This window comes from Chthoniobacterales bacterium (assembly GCA_035274845.1).
In the GTDB taxonomy this organism is placed as follows: Bacteria; Verrucomicrobiota; Verrucomicrobiia; order Chthoniobacterales; family UBA10450; genus AV80.
The window spans coordinates 13,152-29,120 of record DATENU010000020.1; the positions used below are offsets into that span (position 1 = coordinate 13,152).

At 60.1% G+C, this 15,969-nt stretch carries 11 protein-coding genes; 10 read left to right on the top strand and 1 reads right to left on the bottom strand.

Features of this window, described 5'->3' with window-relative positions:
• Window positions 1–30 precede the first annotated feature (30 nt).
• The 4 genes from recJ to VJU77_13665 all read left to right on the top strand — a co-directional run bounded on the left by recJ (window position 31) and on the right by VJU77_13665 (window position 6,937).
• Window positions 31–1,734 carry a single-stranded-DNA-specific exonuclease RecJ gene (gene recJ / locus VJU77_13650; GenBank protein HKP04392.1) on the top strand — a complete coding sequence of 568 codons (1,704 nt, stop codon included), beginning with the start codon at window positions 31–33 and terminating at the stop codon, window positions 1,732–1,734.
• Window positions 1,731–3,818: an ATP-dependent DNA helicase RecG gene (gene recG / locus VJU77_13655; GenBank protein HKP04393.1), complete on the top strand. Its 2,088-nt coding sequence runs from the start codon at window positions 1,731–1,733 to the stop codon at window positions 3,816–3,818. The genes recJ and recG overlap by 4 nt, the downstream gene beginning before the upstream one ends.
• The gene (locus VJU77_13660; GenBank protein ID HKP04394.1) at window positions 3,818–5,320 is read left to right on the top strand and encodes a Do family serine endopeptidase; all 1,503 of its coding nucleotides are present in this window, start codon (window positions 3,818–3,820) and stop codon (window positions 5,318–5,320) included. Before recG ends, VJU77_13660 begins: the two co-directional genes overlap by 1 nt.
• Window positions 5,321–5,413: 93 nt before the next feature.
• Window positions 5,414–6,937, top strand: a complete 1,524-nt coding sequence (locus VJU77_13665; GenBank protein HKP04395.1) for a DUF6600 domain-containing protein — start codon at window positions 5,414–5,416, stop codon at window positions 6,935–6,937.
• Window positions 6,938–7,007: 70 nt separating this feature from the next.
• On the opposite strand, the gene VJU77_13670 is transcribed toward VJU77_13665, so the two are convergent.
• Window positions 7,008–8,015 (bottom strand): aspartate-semialdehyde dehydrogenase, encoded by a 1,008-nt coding sequence (locus tag VJU77_13670; protein HKP04396.1) that lies wholly within the window; start codon window positions 8,013–8,015, stop codon window positions 7,008–7,010.
• Window positions 8,016–8,038: 23 nt separating this feature from the next.
• Here VJU77_13670 and VJU77_13675 point away from each other — a divergent pair, with 23 nt between their 5' ends.
• The 6 genes from VJU77_13675 to hutI all read left to right on the top strand — a co-directional run bounded on the left by VJU77_13675 (window position 8,039) and on the right by hutI (window position 15,953).
• Complete coding sequence (locus tag VJU77_13675) at window positions 8,039–8,503, top strand: L,D-transpeptidase (GenBank protein ID HKP04397.1); 465 nt, start codon at window positions 8,039–8,041, stop codon at window positions 8,501–8,503.
• Between the two features lie 418 nt (window positions 8,504–8,921).
• Window positions 8,922–10,442, top strand: coding sequence for a histidine ammonia-lyase (gene hutH / locus VJU77_13680; GenBank protein HKP04398.1), 1,521 nt, complete (start codon window positions 8,922–8,924; stop codon window positions 10,440–10,442).
• A complete protein-coding gene (gene hutU / locus VJU77_13685) occupies window positions 10,439–12,106 on the top strand; it encodes a urocanate hydratase (protein HKP04399.1) in 1,668 nt (555 codons plus the stop codon). The genes hutH and hutU overlap by 4 nt, the downstream gene beginning before the upstream one ends.
• Before the next feature lie 12 nt (window positions 12,107–12,118).
• A complete protein-coding gene (ftcD, locus tag VJU77_13690) occupies window positions 12,119–13,804 on the top strand; it encodes a glutamate formimidoyltransferase (GenBank protein ID HKP04400.1) in 1,686 nt (561 codons plus the stop codon).
• Window positions 13,801–14,709 carry an arginase family protein gene (locus VJU77_13695; protein HKP04401.1) on the top strand — a complete coding sequence of 303 codons (909 nt, stop codon included), beginning with the start codon at window positions 13,801–13,803 and terminating at the stop codon, window positions 14,707–14,709. The genes ftcD and VJU77_13695 overlap by 4 nt, the downstream gene beginning before the upstream one ends.
• Entirely contained in the window at window positions 14,706–15,953 is a 1,248-nt protein-coding gene (gene hutI / locus VJU77_13700) for an imidazolonepropionase (GenBank protein ID HKP04402.1), read from the top strand. The genes VJU77_13695 and hutI overlap by 4 nt, the downstream gene beginning before the upstream one ends.
• The last annotated feature ends 16 nt before the right edge of the window (window positions 15,954–15,969 follow it).

Below are 15,969 nucleotides of genomic sequence, written 5' to 3' on the forward strand. Positions count from 1 at the left end.
ACGGCGGTTTCAAACCGCCGGCCCCTGGTCATGGATACGCGCTGGATCGTCGCGTCCGCTTGCGACAACGGCGGTGCCGAAATCAAATGGCCGGAGATCTGTGGCGTTCCCTGCATTGTTGAGCTGCTCAAACGGAAGGGCTTCAGTTGTGCGGATGAAGTAACTGCTTTCCTCCAACCGCGGCTCCGCTCGCTGGGCGATCCATTCCTGTTGCCGAATATGCCGGCCGCTGTCGCGCGGATTTTGGCTGCAATCGACCGCGGGGAGCGCATCGTCCTCTTTGGCGATTACGACGTCGACGGCGTAACCTCCCTGGCGCTCCTCGCTGAAATGCTCCGAAGCTACGGCGCAGCGCCCGAGTTGTTCCTGCCTCTGCGAATGGAGGAGGGCTACGGGCTGAGTAAGGAAAGCGTCGAGCGTTGTTGCGAGCAGCATCACCCCCAACTCTTGATCGCGGTCGATTGCGGCACGTCGTCGCTGGCGGAAATCGCGTCGCTGAAAGAGCAAGGCATCGACGTTATCGTCCTCGATCATCACGAACCAAAATCTGCTCTGCCGGATTGTGTCGCGGTCGTGAATCCGAAAATAGAGACGGATTGCGCCTTTGAATACCTCTGCAGCGTCGGGATCGTTTTCAAGCTTTGCCACGCACTCTTGAAGACGCGCCCGGCTCCCGGCTTCGATCTAAGGGCGAACCTCGATCTCGTCGCGCTCGGAACGGTGGCTGACATCGTGCCCTTGGAGAAAGAGAACCGAATTTTTGTTCAGCGTGGAATGCGGGAATTGGCAACGTCGAAAAGGCCGGGCGTGCGGGAGTTAATGGAAGTTGCCGCCGTGCGCGCGCCAGTAGCCGCGGAGCACATCGGATTTCGCCTCGGGCCACGGCTGAACGCCGCTGGCCGGCTCGCTACCGCGGAGAGAGCGCTGCGGCTCTTGCTTACGAGCGACGAAGCAGAAGCCGCTGAGCTGGCAACATTTCTTGACGCGCAGAACCGCGAACGCCAGGTGGTGGAACGAACCATCCACGATGAGGCCGAAGAGAAGTTGGCGACAACATTCGATCCGGAGCGCGACGCGGCAATTGTCCTCGGGTCGCGGGAATGGCATCCGGGCGTGCTGGGGATCGTGGCGTCTCGTCTCGCCCGAAAATATCATCGCCCCACACTTCTGGTTGCGTTCGACGCAGCCGGACTTGGAAAAGGAAGCGGGCGCAGCATTGCCGGCTTGTCGCTGGTTGAGGCGCTTGATCATTGCGCGGCGCACCTGGAGAAATTCGGCGGACACGAAATGGCGGCTGGCCTGGCGGTGCGTGAAGAAAAGTTCGAGGCTTTCGCCAGTGCGTTTGGACAGACGGCGCGCGAGCTGTTGTCGGAAGAAGATCTTCAGCCGCGCCTGCAACTCGACCATGAGTTGAGCTTTCCCCAGCTCAACGACGAGCTGCTTCGCTGGCACCAGGCCCTGGAGCCGTTTGGCAACGCCAATGCCCACCCGTTGTTTTTCGCGCGTGGCGTCGAGCTGGCCGCGGAGCCCCAGGTCCTGAAGGAAAAGCATCTGGTCTTGCGTCTGCGACAACAGAACCGTTTTCGGCGCGCGATCTTTTTCGATGGCGCCACTTCGCCCTTGCCGAAGCCGCCCTGGGATATTGCGTTTCGCCTTAGCGCCGACGAATACGAAGGAGAAACCCGACTCCAGATCCAGGTTGAAGCCGTGCGCACGGCAGTCACCTCCGCATGATCCAGTACTCGCAACCGCTCGAAGAGCTGGACTGGATTCCGAGGCCGAGATTGACGGCGCTCCGGCGTCTCGAGATCGAAACCGCTGAGGACCTCTTGACTCATTACCCCCGCCGCTACGAAGACCGGTCCCACTTTGCCGCCTTCCCGCGAGAGGAGAGCGACACCCCGGTGCTGGTGTGCGGCGAGGTCGTCAAGACACGGTTGGTTCGGTTCGGCGGCTGGAAAAAAATCTTCGAAGCCACGCTGGAAGAAACGAATGCGAACGCACTGAGCCAGCCGCTCGTCCTCCGCTGGTTCAATCTGCATTACGTCCAGAAAATGATCGCGACCGGCCAGCGGCTGGTGGTTTTCGGCAAACCGCGTTTGCGGAAGAATCGAATGTGCCTGGAGCATCCGGAGTTCGAAGTGATCGAGAACGACGAGGAGGTCTCGGTGCATTTTCGACGGATCACGCCAATCTACCCGGCGACGGAGGGATTGTCGCAGCGGGTCTTTCGCGGGCTGATCTTCAAGGCGCTGGAGAACCTCGATCCGGAGTCTGTGCCGACCTTATTGCCCAAAAGCATGAAGCTTGGAGCGCGCGAGCACGCACTTCATGAGATTCATTTTCCGTCCACGACGGCGCAATGCGAGGCCGCGCGGGAGCACCTCGTTTTCTCGGAGTTTTTCGCGATGCAAATGGTGATCGGCTCCCGGCGAAACGAAGCTGTTTTGCGGAGGGGGCAGCAACACGCCGGGCAAGGTGCGTTACTGGAAAAATTCCTGCGCGGACTGCCTTTCGATCTGACCGCTGCGCAGGAACGCGTGATTGCCGAGGTTCGCCGCGATCTGGCGTCGAGGCACCCGATGAATCGCCTTTTGCAGGGCGATGTCGGCTCAGGCAAAACCGTCGTCGCGATCGCCGCGATGCTCCTTGCGGTGGAATCCGGATTCCAGGCCGCGTTGATGGCGCCCACGCAGATCCTCGCCGAGCAGCATTATGCCGTGTTGTGCCGCTGGCTCGAACCATTGGGAGTGTTGCTGGCGCTGCGGACCGGGGCCCGGCAGGAAGAGAATGCACCTCTGCCCTTGTTTGCGTCTGATGCGTCGGCGGGACCGGAAACAAACAAGGGACCGCAGATCATTATCGGAACGCATGCGCTCCTTTATGAAGGCGTTTCTTTCGAACATCTCGGGTTGGTGGTCATCGACGAGCAACACAAGTTTGGAGTCTCGCAAAGGGCACGGCTGACGGCGCGAGAACCGGCGCCGGACGTTCTGGTCATGACGGCGACACCGATTCCGCGCACCCTGACCATGACGGTATATGGGGATCTGGATGTCTCGGTAATCGACGAGATGCCAGCGGATCGCGGGAAGATTGTGACGGCGGCAAGAGACCGCGAAAAGCTGCCCGAGGTCATGATCTTCATGCGAAAGGAGTTGGAAGCCGGACGTCAGGCCTACGTGGTGTATCCGCTGATCGACGAAAGCGAAAAACTGGAGGCGAAAGCGGCCGCGGCAGAATTCGAGCAGTGGCGAGAGCGGCTGCGGCCGTTTCGCTGCGAGTTGTTGCACGGGCGCATTCCGGCAGCGGAGAAGCAGGCTATCATGGAACGGTTTCGACGCGGCGATACCAGTGTGCTCATCAGCACGACGGTGATCGAAGTTGGCGTGGATGTCGCGAACGCGACGCTGATGCTGATCGAAAATGCGGAGCGTTTCGGGCTCGCGCAACTACACCAATTGCGCGGCCGGATTGGCCGGGGCAGCCACAAGTCGTATTGCATTTTACTCAGCGACGAGAAGTCGGAGGAGACAGTCGCAAAACTTCGTGTCCTGGAAGGGACAACGGATGGGTTTAAAGTCGCGGAAGCCGACTGGGAGATGCGCGGCCCGGGGGATTTGCTGGGGACGGCCCAGAGCGGGTTGCCGGCTTTGAAGCTGGGAAACCTGATCAAAGACGCGGACCTGATGCGACAGGCGCGGGCCGTGGCGACAGGAATCCTGGCCGTCGATCCCGCGCTCGAGACTCCCGAGAATCAACGTTTTCGAAGATTGATTGTCGAACAACACGGACGAACCTTCTCGAACGTCAGCTGATGAAAAATCTCCTTAAATTCCTCTTATTCGTGTTGCTGGTGAGTGCCGGTATTTCGGCCCTCTATGATTATCGCCTCAAGACGGGCGGCCTGAAATTCCTCGCGACCGCGCCCGAAAAATATTCGCTGGCCACGAACGCCAGCGTCGATCCGAAGGACATCCCGGGACTCGAAAACCTTAATCGCGAACGACGGCTCCTGGTCAGCAGCATCCTTCCCGCGGTGGTCAGCATCAAGACTTCGAAGAAGGTGGCTATTCGGCGCCAATATCAACTCGATCCCTCGGAGTTTTTTAATCGGAACCCACGCCAGTTTCGCAATCCAAATGAGGAGGCGATGGTCCAAAATTCCCTCGGTTCCGGTGTGGTCGTTTCGGCGGAAGGCCACATCATTACGAACAATCACGTGGTCGACCAGGTGGACGAAATTGAGGTGCAATTGAGCGATGGGAAAACCAAAAAGGCGCGGCTGGTGGGCGCCGATTCGGTGGTGGACCTGGCTGTTTTGAAAATCGACGAAGCCGGTCTCAAACCGCTCAAGTTTGGCGATTCAGACGCGGTGCAGGCGGGCGATTTCGTTCTCGCGATCGGCAACCCGTTTGGGTTTGAGGAAACGGTCACGGACGGAATTATCAGCTCAAGAGGCCGGCCGAATCGGGTCGACGGCTTCGGCGATTACCTGCAAACGAACGCGGCGATCAATCCGGGGAACAGCGGCGGGCCGCTGGTGAACCTGCGGGGTGAGATTATCGGCATCAATACGGCGATCATTTCCCGGAGCGGAGGGTCGCAGGGCATCGGGTTTGCCATTCCTTCCAATTCGGTGAAGAGCGCGCTGGAAAGCTTGCTCAAGAACGGCCGCATCCTTCGCGGATACCTTGGCATCCAGGCGCGACCGTCCACGCCGGGGGTTCCGGATCCTGACGGCGTGGTAGTTGACGATGTGGTCCCGAATTCTCCCGCAGCGGAAGCGAACCTCAAAAGGGGCGACGTAATCCAGAAGTTTAACGGCCACACGGTGAAGAACATCACGGAATTGCGCAACCTGGTTTCCCAGGTGGAGCTGAACAAGAAGGTCGAGGTCGAGCTCACCCGAAACGGAAGTGCGCTCAAGTTGACGGCGGAAATTAAGGAACAACCGGCCGATTATCTGACCTCCCGCGTAAACCCGCGCCAGCCGCAAACGCCCCAGACTCCGGATGAGCCGCAGACCGAACCGGATGACGCTAGCCCGCTCGGCCCGGTCGAGGTGGCTGAATTGACGCCGGACGCGGTTCGGCGCCTTGACCTTCCCAACCGGATCCGCGGCGTGCTCGTGACCAAGATCGACGGGGATGCGGGCGAACTGCGGGCCGGCGACGTGATCGAAGAGGTGAATCAGCAGCCGGTCACCTCCGTGGCCGAATACAAAAGGGTGGTGGGTGCGCTCGATCCGAATGGCACCCACGTTCTCTCCGTCTGCCGGCACCGAACGCGGTCGTTCGTCGTCTTGCGGCCACGGTAATCAGTGGCCAGGCACGCGAGGCATCGCCCGTTCCCGATTTACATTGCAGTGAATAACCCTCGGTGGCCGAGGGTCTAACTCCGACACACCTCTATGAAACGACTATTTCTGGCCATTGCGGTGCTGGGACTGGTGCTGCCTGCTCCGCGGGAGGTCGAAGCGAGGACAGACATTTCGATCGACTTTTTCTATGACAGCCTTGGATCGGACGGAAACTGGGTCGAGGTAGCGGACTACGGGTATTGCTGGCAACCGGCGGTTGCGGTCAGCAACTCGAGCTGGCGGCCCTACGCTGATGGTTACTGGGCCTACACGGACGTAGGATGGACGTGGGTATCCTACGAAGATTTCGGCTGGGCCACGTACCATTATGGCCGCTGGATCAGATTGCGGGGTCATGGCTGGATTTGGGTTCCCGGGCGCGAATGGGGGCCCGCCTGGGTTTCCTGGAGAACGGGCGGTGATTATGTGGGGTGGGCGCCTCTTCCCCCACGCGGTGGTGGCGATGTGTTTTACGACAACAGTCCGATCAATTCACAGGTCGATGTCCAGTTCGACATCGGCCCTGGCTATTACAATTTCATCGACATTCGCTACATCGGTGAGCCGGTTCTGCGGGAGCGAATTTTCGCGCCGGAACAGAATGTCACCTACATCACCAAGACGGTGAACGTGACAAATATCACCTACACGAATTCGACGGTTTACAATTATGGGCCGGATTACAACTCGTTGAGCCGCTACTCGGCCCGACCGATTCAGCGGCTGACCTTACAGCGGCAAGCCGACGCCGATCCTCTCGCGGCGGCACGCTCAAAATCGGTTATGAAGGTGCAAGGAGACAAGCTGGTGATCGCGGCCCCGCAGCAATTGCAGAAACCTTCCAAGCCCATCGCTCCGAAAGTCGTGAAGGAAAAACTCGCGCAGGCGCCGGTTGAACGCGGATGGGAACCCGCAGGGGATGCGAAGGCTCAGGCGGAGTTGAAGCAAAAGATGAAGGCGGAGGATCCCAAGACGGTGCCGCCGCCTAGTGCGAAGCCGCGCGAGGACGCGGAGCAGAGCCCGGGAGCTTCGTCTGCCGCGCCGGCGGCTACTATTGCGCCGTCGGTCAGAGCAAGCCCGGCGGCTTCGGCAGGTCCAAAGACAGGGACGACGCCGGCCAGGAGCCCGGGGCCAAAGCGCAATCAGCCGCCCGACGATCGCGACCGGATATCTCCGCCGATCACTCGACCGTCTGCTCCGAGCGTGGATGCTCCGCAACCAAACGTCCCGCCCTCGCGAGACAAAGGCGCGAAGAAGCAAAAACCGTCGGCCATGCCCTCCGGCGCGGCGCCCGTTATTCCAACTCCACCAAGCAACCTGCCGCCCGACAACCGAAAGCAGAAAAACGAACCGACTCCTGGGCCGCCTAATCGCGATGTGCAGGCGGACAGTCCGGCCAAACATCCGATGCCACCGCAGCCGGAGATTCCGAGTCGGAGAGGGCCACCTCAGCAGCCGATTGAGCGCGTCGCACCGCCTCCAGGCCCCGGACCAAACGCACCGGCGCCGCCAGAGCATTCTCGGAAGGGTCCGGACAAAAAGAAATCCGAACCCTCGGCATCGCCTGGTCAATAAGACTGGCGAGCTTGGAATTGCGCGGCCCTGGGGAATTTCGGGGCCATTTCGCTTTAGCGTTTCGGGGGGCTCAGAGCAATTCCGCGATCTGAACGGCATTGAGCGCCGCGCCCTTGAGCAATTGGTCGCCCGAGACCCAGAAGGAAAGCCCGTTTTCGAGCGCACAATCACGGCGGACCCGGCCTACCTCGCAGTTGTCCTTGCCCGCGGTGAAAAGGGGCATCGGGTAGCGGTTATTCTGCGGCTCATCGACCAGCTCAAGCCCCGGAGCTTTGGCCAGAACTTCGTGCGCCTCTTCCACGGTAACGGTCCGCTCGAATTCGGCGCTGATCGCCACGGAATGAGCCCGATAAACCGGCACGCGGACACAGGTGACCGAGGCACGGAACTCCGGCAGGTGCATGATCCGGCGGCCTTCGTTTTGCATTTTCATTTCCTCTTTCGTGTAGCCACTGGGCAAAAAGTGATCGACCTGCGGCAACACGTTGAACGCGATTGGATGAGGATAGATCTCGGCCTGGGGGGGGCGTTCTGCGGCGTGCGCCTCGACCTGGGACCTTAGTTCCTTGATCGCTCTCGCGCCGCTGCCGGAAACGGCTTGGTAACTCGAGGCAATCACACGTCGAACGCCAAACGCGCGGTGAAGCGGATAAAGCGCCATGAGCGCGACCGCCGTCGTGCAATTGGGATTTGCAATTAATCCGCGGTGGTCGCGAACGTCGCTGCCGTTGATCTCCGGGATAACCAGCGGGACGTCGGGTTCCATCCGGAAGACAGAAGAATTGTCGATCACTACTGCGCCCGCCGCTCGCGCGATGGGTGCAAACGCCCGTGAAATGTCGCCGCCAGCGCTGAAGAACGCCAGATCGATGCCTTGGAATGACGCCGCCGAAAGCACTCTGGCGACGATCTCTTTTCCCTGGAACGAAACAGTGGTTCCCGCGGAACGCTCCGAACACAAAGGCAACAGCTCCTTCACCGGAAAGGCGCGCCGCTCAAGAACCCGCAGCAATTCGAAGCCTACGGCTCCCGTCGCGCCGACAACAGCGATGTGGTAGGGTTTTCTTGCGTTGGCCACAGCGCATCCTACCGCCGTTTCGAATGAAGAAAAGTGTCCAGCCCACGATCCAGATTTCGGTCCCAGCGCAGCGACTCACTTTGAAATCGGGCCGGCAAAAACTGGCTGCCTATCCCGTTTCAACTTCCAAGTTTGGCCTCGGATCCGAAGAGGGAAGCATGAAAACGCCAACCGGCAGATTTCGAATCTCGGAGAAAATCGGAGGAGCGATGCCCCCGGGAACGGTGTTCAAGAGTCGCCGCCCAGTAAAGGCGACCAAGAAGATGCTGGCGGCAGACGACCTGATCATGACGCGAATCCTCTGGCTCGATGGGCTCGATCCGGGGAATGCAAACACCCACGATCGTTTCATTTATATCCACGGGACGAATCATGAGGAACAAATTGGCCAACCCGCCAGCCACGGCTGTATTCGAATGCGGAGTGCGGACTTAGTGGAGCTTTTCGACCGCGTGGAGATCGGGACTCCTGTAGTGATCAGGGCGTAAAAAGGGGGTCGGCCTGCCCCGGAAAAAAGTCGAGAAAAGCGTTGCGTCAGGGGTCTTAACTGCCTAAATGACGGCAGCAACTTGCTCGGAAAGGAGGCGAAATATTAAGTGAAAATTTTAAAAGCGATCATGATCGTGGCCATTGCGGCCGGTGCGTTGAGCTTGGGGGCTTGCTCTCAACACAAGGAAGCAGCCACCACCACGACCTCGACCTACTCGAAATAACCGTCAGTTGTCCGTCTGCGGATAGCTTTAACCAAAAGGCCAGGTCGTCTCGTCGGCCTGGCCTTTTTTCTCTTCTTTCCTGGCAGTGCTGCCGACGCCGGGCTGCCGCCGTCTGCGGGCAGGGTCGGCCCGGTCTGACTTCGCCCAATGACAGCGGCAGCTACACCTTTCTTTTCTCGAACTACTTCATAAGATGCGACCCATGCAGTTGACCGGCCGTCCCCTGTCACTTTCGGAAATCGCGCAGGTCGCTCATGGCGACGTGAAGCTCGAAGTTGCGGCCTCCGCCCACGCCGCGATCCACGCCTCGCGGAAGGTCATCGAGGATATCGTGGCGCGGGGTGGGGTGGTTTACGGGGTCAGCACCGGCTTTGGCAAATTGTCCGACGTCCATGTGGCGGCGGGAGAGTTGCGCCAACTGCAACTGAACCTTGTTCGCAGCCACGCCTGCGGCATCGGCAATCCGCTCTCGATTCCAGAGGTTCGGGCCATGATTCTTCTCCGGGCGAACGTTCTCGTGCTCGGTTTGAGCGGCATTCGTCTGGAGGTGATTGAGCTGCTCTGCGAACTCCTCAATCGCGGGGTCATCCCAGTGGTTCCGGAAAAAGGCTCCGTCGGCGCGAGCGGGGACCTGGCGCCGCTGGCGCACCTTTCTCTCACGCTCATCGGGGAAGGGGAGGCGTTTTACGATGGGGAACGCCTGCCGAGCGGCGAAGCTCTCGAGAAAGCCGGATTGCAACCAGTCGTCCTGGAGGCAAAAGAAGGGCTTGCCTTATTGAATGGCACCCAGGCGATGCACGCCGTCGGAGGCCTGGCGTTGTTCCGAGCTAACCGACTGGCACATGTGGCAGACATTGCGGGAGCCATGAGCCTCGAGGCGTTGAAAGGCACGCCAACCGCGTTCGATCCCCGGATTCACAGCGCGCGGCCCCATCCAGGGCAGCAAGCGGTCGCGGAGCACCTGCGTCAGCTCCTCCAGGACAGCGAAATCCGGCAGTCCCATCTCGCGAACGATCCGCGCGTCCAGGACGCCTACAGCCTGCGGTGCATGCCTCAGGTGCACGGGGCTGTGCGAGGGGCGCTGGGCCACGGCGAAGAGGTCCTGGAGGTCGAATCGGCCTCGGCTACGGACAACCCATTGGTCTTTGCCGAGACGGGCGACGTTCTTTCCGGTGGTAATTTTCACGGGGCGCCGCTTGCGCTCGCCCTCGATTACGCGGCGATCGCAGTGACCGATCTCATGAGCATTAGCGAACGCCGGACCGACCGGCTGGTAAATCCCGACACGAGCGAAGGACTGCCGCCTTTTCTCACTCCCCATGCCGGAACGCATTCCGGTTTCATGATTTTGCACGTCGCGGCCGTCGCTTTGTTGAACGACGCGAAAGTCCTGGCGCATCCGGCCAGCGTGGACAATCTGCCGACCTCGGGCGGAAAAGAGGATCATGTCTCGATGGGAATGACGGCCGCGCTGAAGCTGCGCACTATTGTCGAGAATGCCGAGCACCTGATCGCGATCGAGCTTCTGGCGGCGGCGGAGGGTCTGGAGTTTCGGCGTCCTCTCAAAAGCGGGGCCGGGGTTGAGCGGGCGTATCAACAAGTGCGATCTCTTTCCGAGGCAGTGGATGCCGACCGATCGATGTCATCGGACATTGCCCGAGTCGCTCGCGCCATACGCGAGGGAGTGTTCGACAGCGAGACGGAAAAACAATGAGCAGTCCACGACCCATTCGCGCTCCGCGCGGCAACGAAATGAGCTGCAAAGGCTGGCACCAGGAAGCTGCCCTGCGAATGCTCATGAACAATCTCGATCCGGAGGTGGCCGAGAATCCGGACCGGCTCATTGTGTATGGCGGAACCGGTCGAGCGGCGCGGAGTTGGGAAGCGTTCGACGCGATTGTCCGCTCGCTCCGGGAATTGGAGAACGACGAGACACTTCTCATCCAATCCGGCAAACCGGTGGGCGTTTTCCGGACCCACGACGAAGCGCCGCGTGTTTTGATCGCGAATTCAAACCTGGTCGGGCATTGGTCGAACTACGCGGAGTTCAACCGCCTCGAGCGAATGGGGCTCACCATGTATGGCCAAATGACGGCCGGCTCGTGGATCTATATCGGCAGCCAGGGAATTGTGCAGGGGACGTTTGAAACCTTTGCCGAAGCGGGCCGCAAACATTTCGGCGGCACCCTGGAAGGAAAATTTGTCGTTACCGGCGGCCTCGGGGGAATGGGCGGGGCCCAACCCCTGGCCGCGACGATGAATGGGGCGCGGTTCCTCGGTGTGGACGTCGATTCAGCGCGGATTGAGAAGCGATTGCAGAGCGGGTACTGCGATAAATTGGCTACCTCGCTCGATGAGGCGCTGGAATTGCTCGATCGGGCGCGCGCAAAGCAGGAAGCTCTCTCGGTCGGCCTGGTCGGAAATTGCGCCGATGTTTTGCCCGAGATGGTGAAGCGTGGGGTCGTGCCCGATGTCCTCACCGATCAGACGAGCGCGCACGACGCGCTCAATGGTTATGTCCCGAACGGGATGTCGCTCGCCGAGGCGCTGGAGTTGCGCGCGAGCGATCCCGAAAAATATGTCGAGAAGTCAATGCGTTCGATGGGAATGCACGTGGAGGCAATGCTCGCGCTGCAAAAAATGGGCGCGATCACTTTTGATTACGGCAACAACATCCGGACGCAGGCGAAAAAGGCCGGAGTAGAAAACGCGTTCGATATTCCCGGCTTCGTTCCCGAATACATTCGGCCGCTCTTCTGTGAAGGGAAAGGGCCGTTCCGATGGGTCGCGTTGAGTGGTGATCCGGCGGACATCGCGCGGACCGACCAGCTCGCCCTCGAACTCTTCCCAGAGGACAAGACGCTTGCCCGCTGGATCAAGCTGGCCAGGGAGCGGATCCATTTCCAGGGCCTGCCGTCGCGGATTTGCTGGCTCGGATTTGGCGCGCGAGCCAAATTTGGCGTGGCCATGAACGAATTGGTCAGGCGCGGCGAGATCAAAGCGCCGATCGTTATCGGTCGCGATCACCTCGACACCGGGTCGGTCGCTTCTCCCTTCCGCGAAACCGAAGGGATGATCGATGGCAGCGACGCGATCGCAGATTGGGCGTTGCTGAACGCCTTGGTGAATACGGCGGCGGGCGCCTCCTGGATCTCCATTCACAACGGTGGCGGAGTCGGGATCGGTTATTCCCAGCACGCCGGCATGGTAGTAGTGGCGGACGGAACTGAGAGCGCGAAACGAAGACTCGAGCGGGTTTTGACCAGCGATCCGGGCATGGGCGTCCTGCGTCACGCCGATGCCGGCTATCAGCGCGCGATTGATTTTGCCGGGACTCACAGCGTCCGAATTCCAATGGAACCGAAGGCGCGGGATTGATTTGGTAACGTCATGAAAAAAATCATCGAGTGCGTCCCGAATTTTTCCGAAGGCCGCAATTTGGACATCATTCGGCAGATCACGGACGCAATCGCATCCGTGGATGGAATCTCGCTGCTGAATGTCGATCCGGGCGCCAGCACCAACCGGACAGTGGTCACCTTCGCGGGCAGCCCCGAGGCCGCGGTGGAAGCGGCGTTCCGTGGGATCCAAAAGGCGGCCGTGCTGATCGACATGCGAAAACACAAGGGCGCTCACCCGCGGATGGGTGCCACGGATGTTTGCCCGTTTATTCCGGTGAATAACGTGAGCTGGGAAGAAGCGATCGATTGCGCCAGGACCTTGGGGAAACGCGTCGGCGATGAGCTGGAGATTCCAGTCTATCTCTACGAAAAGGCAGCGAGCGATTCTTCCCGGTCCAATCTCTCGGTCATCCGGGCGGGAGAGTACGAAGGCTTTTTCGAGAAGATAAAAGAGCCTGCCTGGAAACCGGATTTTGGGCCTGCGGTTTTCAGCGAAAAGTCGGGCGCGACGGTAATCGGGGCCCGGGATTTTCTCGTGGCCTACAATGCAAACCTGAATACGCGAGCGGTGCGCAGAGCCAATTCCGTCGCTTTTGACGTGCGTGAAAATGGCCGGGTGAAGACAGACGATGGGACGCCTTCCGGGAAGCCGGTGCTCGATGAGAACGGGGAACCGGTCCGCATTCCCGGAACGTTGAAGCACGTCAAGGCGATTGGCTGGTATGTGGAGGAATATGGAATGGCGCAGGTTTCCATGAACCTGACCAATCTGGAGGAGACGCCGTTACACGCCGCGTTCGATGCCTGCAGCGAATCAGCCAGCAACCGCGGGCTGCGCGTCACGGGTTCGGAAATCGTTGGGATGCTCCCAAAGAAATGTCTGGTGGAAGCTGGCCGATATTTTCTTCGGAAACAGAAGTGGTCGGAAGGCGCATCGGAGGAGGAACTCATCGACGTCGCCGTTCGCTCGATGGGATTAAGTGAGTTGAAACCGTTCGATCCCAAAGAGAAGATCATCGAATTCAAGATGGAATCCGCTGCCAAGAAATCGCTGGTGAAGATGGACCTGCGGCAGTTCTGCAACGAGACCTTGAGCGATTCGCCGGCGCCGGGCGGCGGTTCCGTGGCCGCGTTGATGGGCGCCCTTGGGATTTCGCTTGGCGGGATGGTCGCCAATCTTTCTGCGGGCAAGCGCGGTTGGGACGATAAGCTCAACTATTTCAGCGACTGGGCGGTGAAGGCGCAGCGGCTGAAGGATGAGCTGCTCTTCCTGGTGGATGAAGATACGGCGGCGTTCAACAAAGTGATGGCGGCATTCGCTTTGCCCAAGGAATCACCCGAAGAAAAAGCGGCGCGGTCGGCCGCCATCCAATCCGCCAACAAATATGCCGCCGAGATTCCGTTGCGAGTGATGGAGACGGCGTTCAACGCTTATCAACTCTTGGGCGAGATGGCCGAGAGCGGGAATCCCGCTTCGATTTCTGACGTGGGAGTTGGCCTCCTTGCCTTGCGCGCCTGCATTGAAGGCGCGGGCATGAATGTTCGCATTAACCTGGCCGGCTTGAAGGACGAGCAATTCAAATCCGCGCTTCAGGACAAGTTGCAGAAAGTCAGCGCCAGCTCCGAATCTGAGTTCAGGAAGATTCACTCAATTGTTGAAAGCAAGCTCGGGTGAGCCGCGAAGATCCTAACTGGCCACGCGCTTCTCAGTGGCTGGCCCAACGAAAGTCAGGCCCCGCCGCCCTGTCAGTTCTCGGCCTTCCGCTGAACAGCGGCGGAACGCCCGGCCAGTGCGAGCTGGCGCCCGCCGCGATTCGGCAGGCCCTCGATCGCTACAGCCTTTACGATCCCGGCGACGGGATCGACCTCGCCTCGTTGTCGGTCCTGGACTTTGGGGATGCCCCCCTGGCGGATGGATCGGTTGAAGAAATATTCTTTCGCACGGTTCAGAGCATCAAGAAAGCGGCGACGGAGAGCGTTGCCAACGTGCTCTTCGGCGGAGACAGCGCGATCACCTACCCGGCTGTGCACGCGCTCAACCTTCCGTTCGCGCGCTGCGGCCTGCTCACTTTCGATGCGCATCACGACGTGCGCGATCTCCAAGGCGGGCCGACGCCGGACAACCCAATTCGCGCTTTGCTGCGCGCGGGACTCCCGGGAACGAACATTATCCAAATCGGGATTCAGCCTTTTACCAATTCGCCGGCCTGCGCCCAGGTGGCGCACGACTCTGCGATCACCATCCTCACGGCAGACGAGGCCCAGACGCGGGGAATTGAGTCGGCGGTGTCGGATGCCCTGGAATTGCTGGCTGCAAAAACCGACGCCATTTATGTGAATCTCGATCTGGATGTGCTCGATCGCGCCTTTGCCCCTGCGTGTGCCGGTTCCCGGCCGGGCGGGCTTTCGCCGTGGATGTTGAGGAGAGGAGCCTATCTGTGCGGGGCGCATCCGTTAGTTCGGATCATCGATATTGTTGAAGTCGATCCGACCAAAGACGTCGCCGATTGCACCGTCCTGGCGGCAGCGTCGTTTTTCCTGGCTTTCGCCTCGGGGGTTGCACAACGGCTAAAAAGTTGAAAACGCTCGCTGTTCTTCACGCAACCCAACTCGTTACCCTGGCTGGTCCAAAGCGGCCCAGGGTGGGGGAGGAAATGGGTGAGCTGGCCGTCTTAAGAAACGGGGGGATGCTCGTGGAAGACGGTCAGGTCGTGAAGACCGGCCACTCGGACGAAATCGAGAAGGGGCTGCCGGCTGACACGCTCATTGTGGAGGCCGAGGGGAAAGTTGTGTTGCCAGGGTTCGTGGATGCTCACGCCCATCCCGTTTTTGGTGGAAATCGGGTGGATGAATTTGAAATGCGAGCGCGCGGCGCCACCTACGAGGAAATCGCGGCCGGGGGAGGCGGGATTCGCTCGACGGTGCGCAAAACCCGGGCCGCGTCGGAAGATGAGCTTCTCGCGCAGGCGAAGAAGCATGCGAATTGGTTTCTTCAGGGCGGGACGACAACCGTCGAAGCCAAGTCCGGTTATGGATTAACGTTAGAGGACGAGTTGAAGATTCTGCGCGTGATTAGCCGCTTGAGTCGAGAGACGCCGATCGAATTCGTGCCGACCTTTCTCGGCGCCCACGCGATTCCGGACGAATTCCAAAACGCCCCCGGGCAGTATGTCGCGCTCGTTATCCACAAAATGCTGCCGCGGGTTGCCGAAGAACAACTGGCCGAAAGCTGCGATATTTTCTGCGAGCGCGGCTATTTCGACATAGCCGATTCGGAAAGGATTCTCCGGGCGGCCCAGGAGCATGGTCTCCGGCTGCGGATGCACGTCGATCAATTAGCGAATTCGGGGGGAGCTTTTCTGGCGGCTCGGCTCCGGGCGGCAACAGCGGATCACCTCGAGCAGGTGAACGCGGCCGAAATTACCGCACTGGCCGAGGCAGGCGTTCAACCTGTGCTGCTGCCGGGGTCGGTCTACGCGTTGGGCAAAACCCGTTATCCGCCCGCGCGGGAAATGATTCAGGCCGGCCTGGGCGTGGTTCTCGCCACGGATTTCAATCCGGGTTCGTCTCCGACGCCCTCGATGCCGATGGTGCTATCGCTCGCCAGCACGCAAATGAAGATGACGCCGGCGGAAAGCGTGACCGCGGCGACAATAAACGCCGCTTACAGTCTGAACCGCGGCGACCGGATCGGTTCGCTCGAGTCCGGCAAGGACGCGAATTTTGTCGTCTACGATTGTCCCGATTATCGGGAGCTGTCGTATTACTTTGGAGTCTCGCGGACGCACGCTGTTTACGTGCGCGGCGAACAGGTGGATTGGTAGGGACGGTGCGCGGCGC

Excerpts from the sequence above, each read along its gene's own strand:
- hutU (HKP04399.1), top strand. The coding sequence starts at position 10,439 with ATGAGCAGTCCACGACCCATTCGCGCTCCGCGCGGCAACGAAATGAGC.
- VJU77_13660 (HKP04394.1), top strand. The coding sequence starts at position 3,818 with ATGAAAAATCTCCTTAAATTCCTCTTATTCGTGTTGCTGGTGAGTGCC.
- hutH (HKP04398.1), top strand. The coding sequence starts at position 8,922 with ATGCGACCCATGCAGTTGACCGGCCGTCCCCTGTCACTTTCGGAAATC.
- recJ (HKP04392.1), top strand. The coding sequence starts at position 31 with ATGGATACGCGCTGGATCGTCGCGTCCGCTTGCGACAACGGCGGTGCC.
- recG (HKP04393.1), top strand. The coding sequence starts at position 1,731 with ATGATCCAGTACTCGCAACCGCTCGAAGAGCTGGACTGGATTCCGAGG.
- ftcD (HKP04400.1), top strand. The coding sequence starts at position 12,119 with ATGAAAAAAATCATCGAGTGCGTCCCGAATTTTTCCGAAGGCCGCAAT.
- VJU77_13675 (HKP04397.1), top strand. The coding sequence starts at position 8,039 with ATGAAGAAAAGTGTCCAGCCCACGATCCAGATTTCGGTCCCAGCGCAG.
- VJU77_13665 (HKP04395.1), top strand. The coding sequence starts at position 5,414 with ATGAAACGACTATTTCTGGCCATTGCGGTGCTGGGACTGGTGCTGCCT.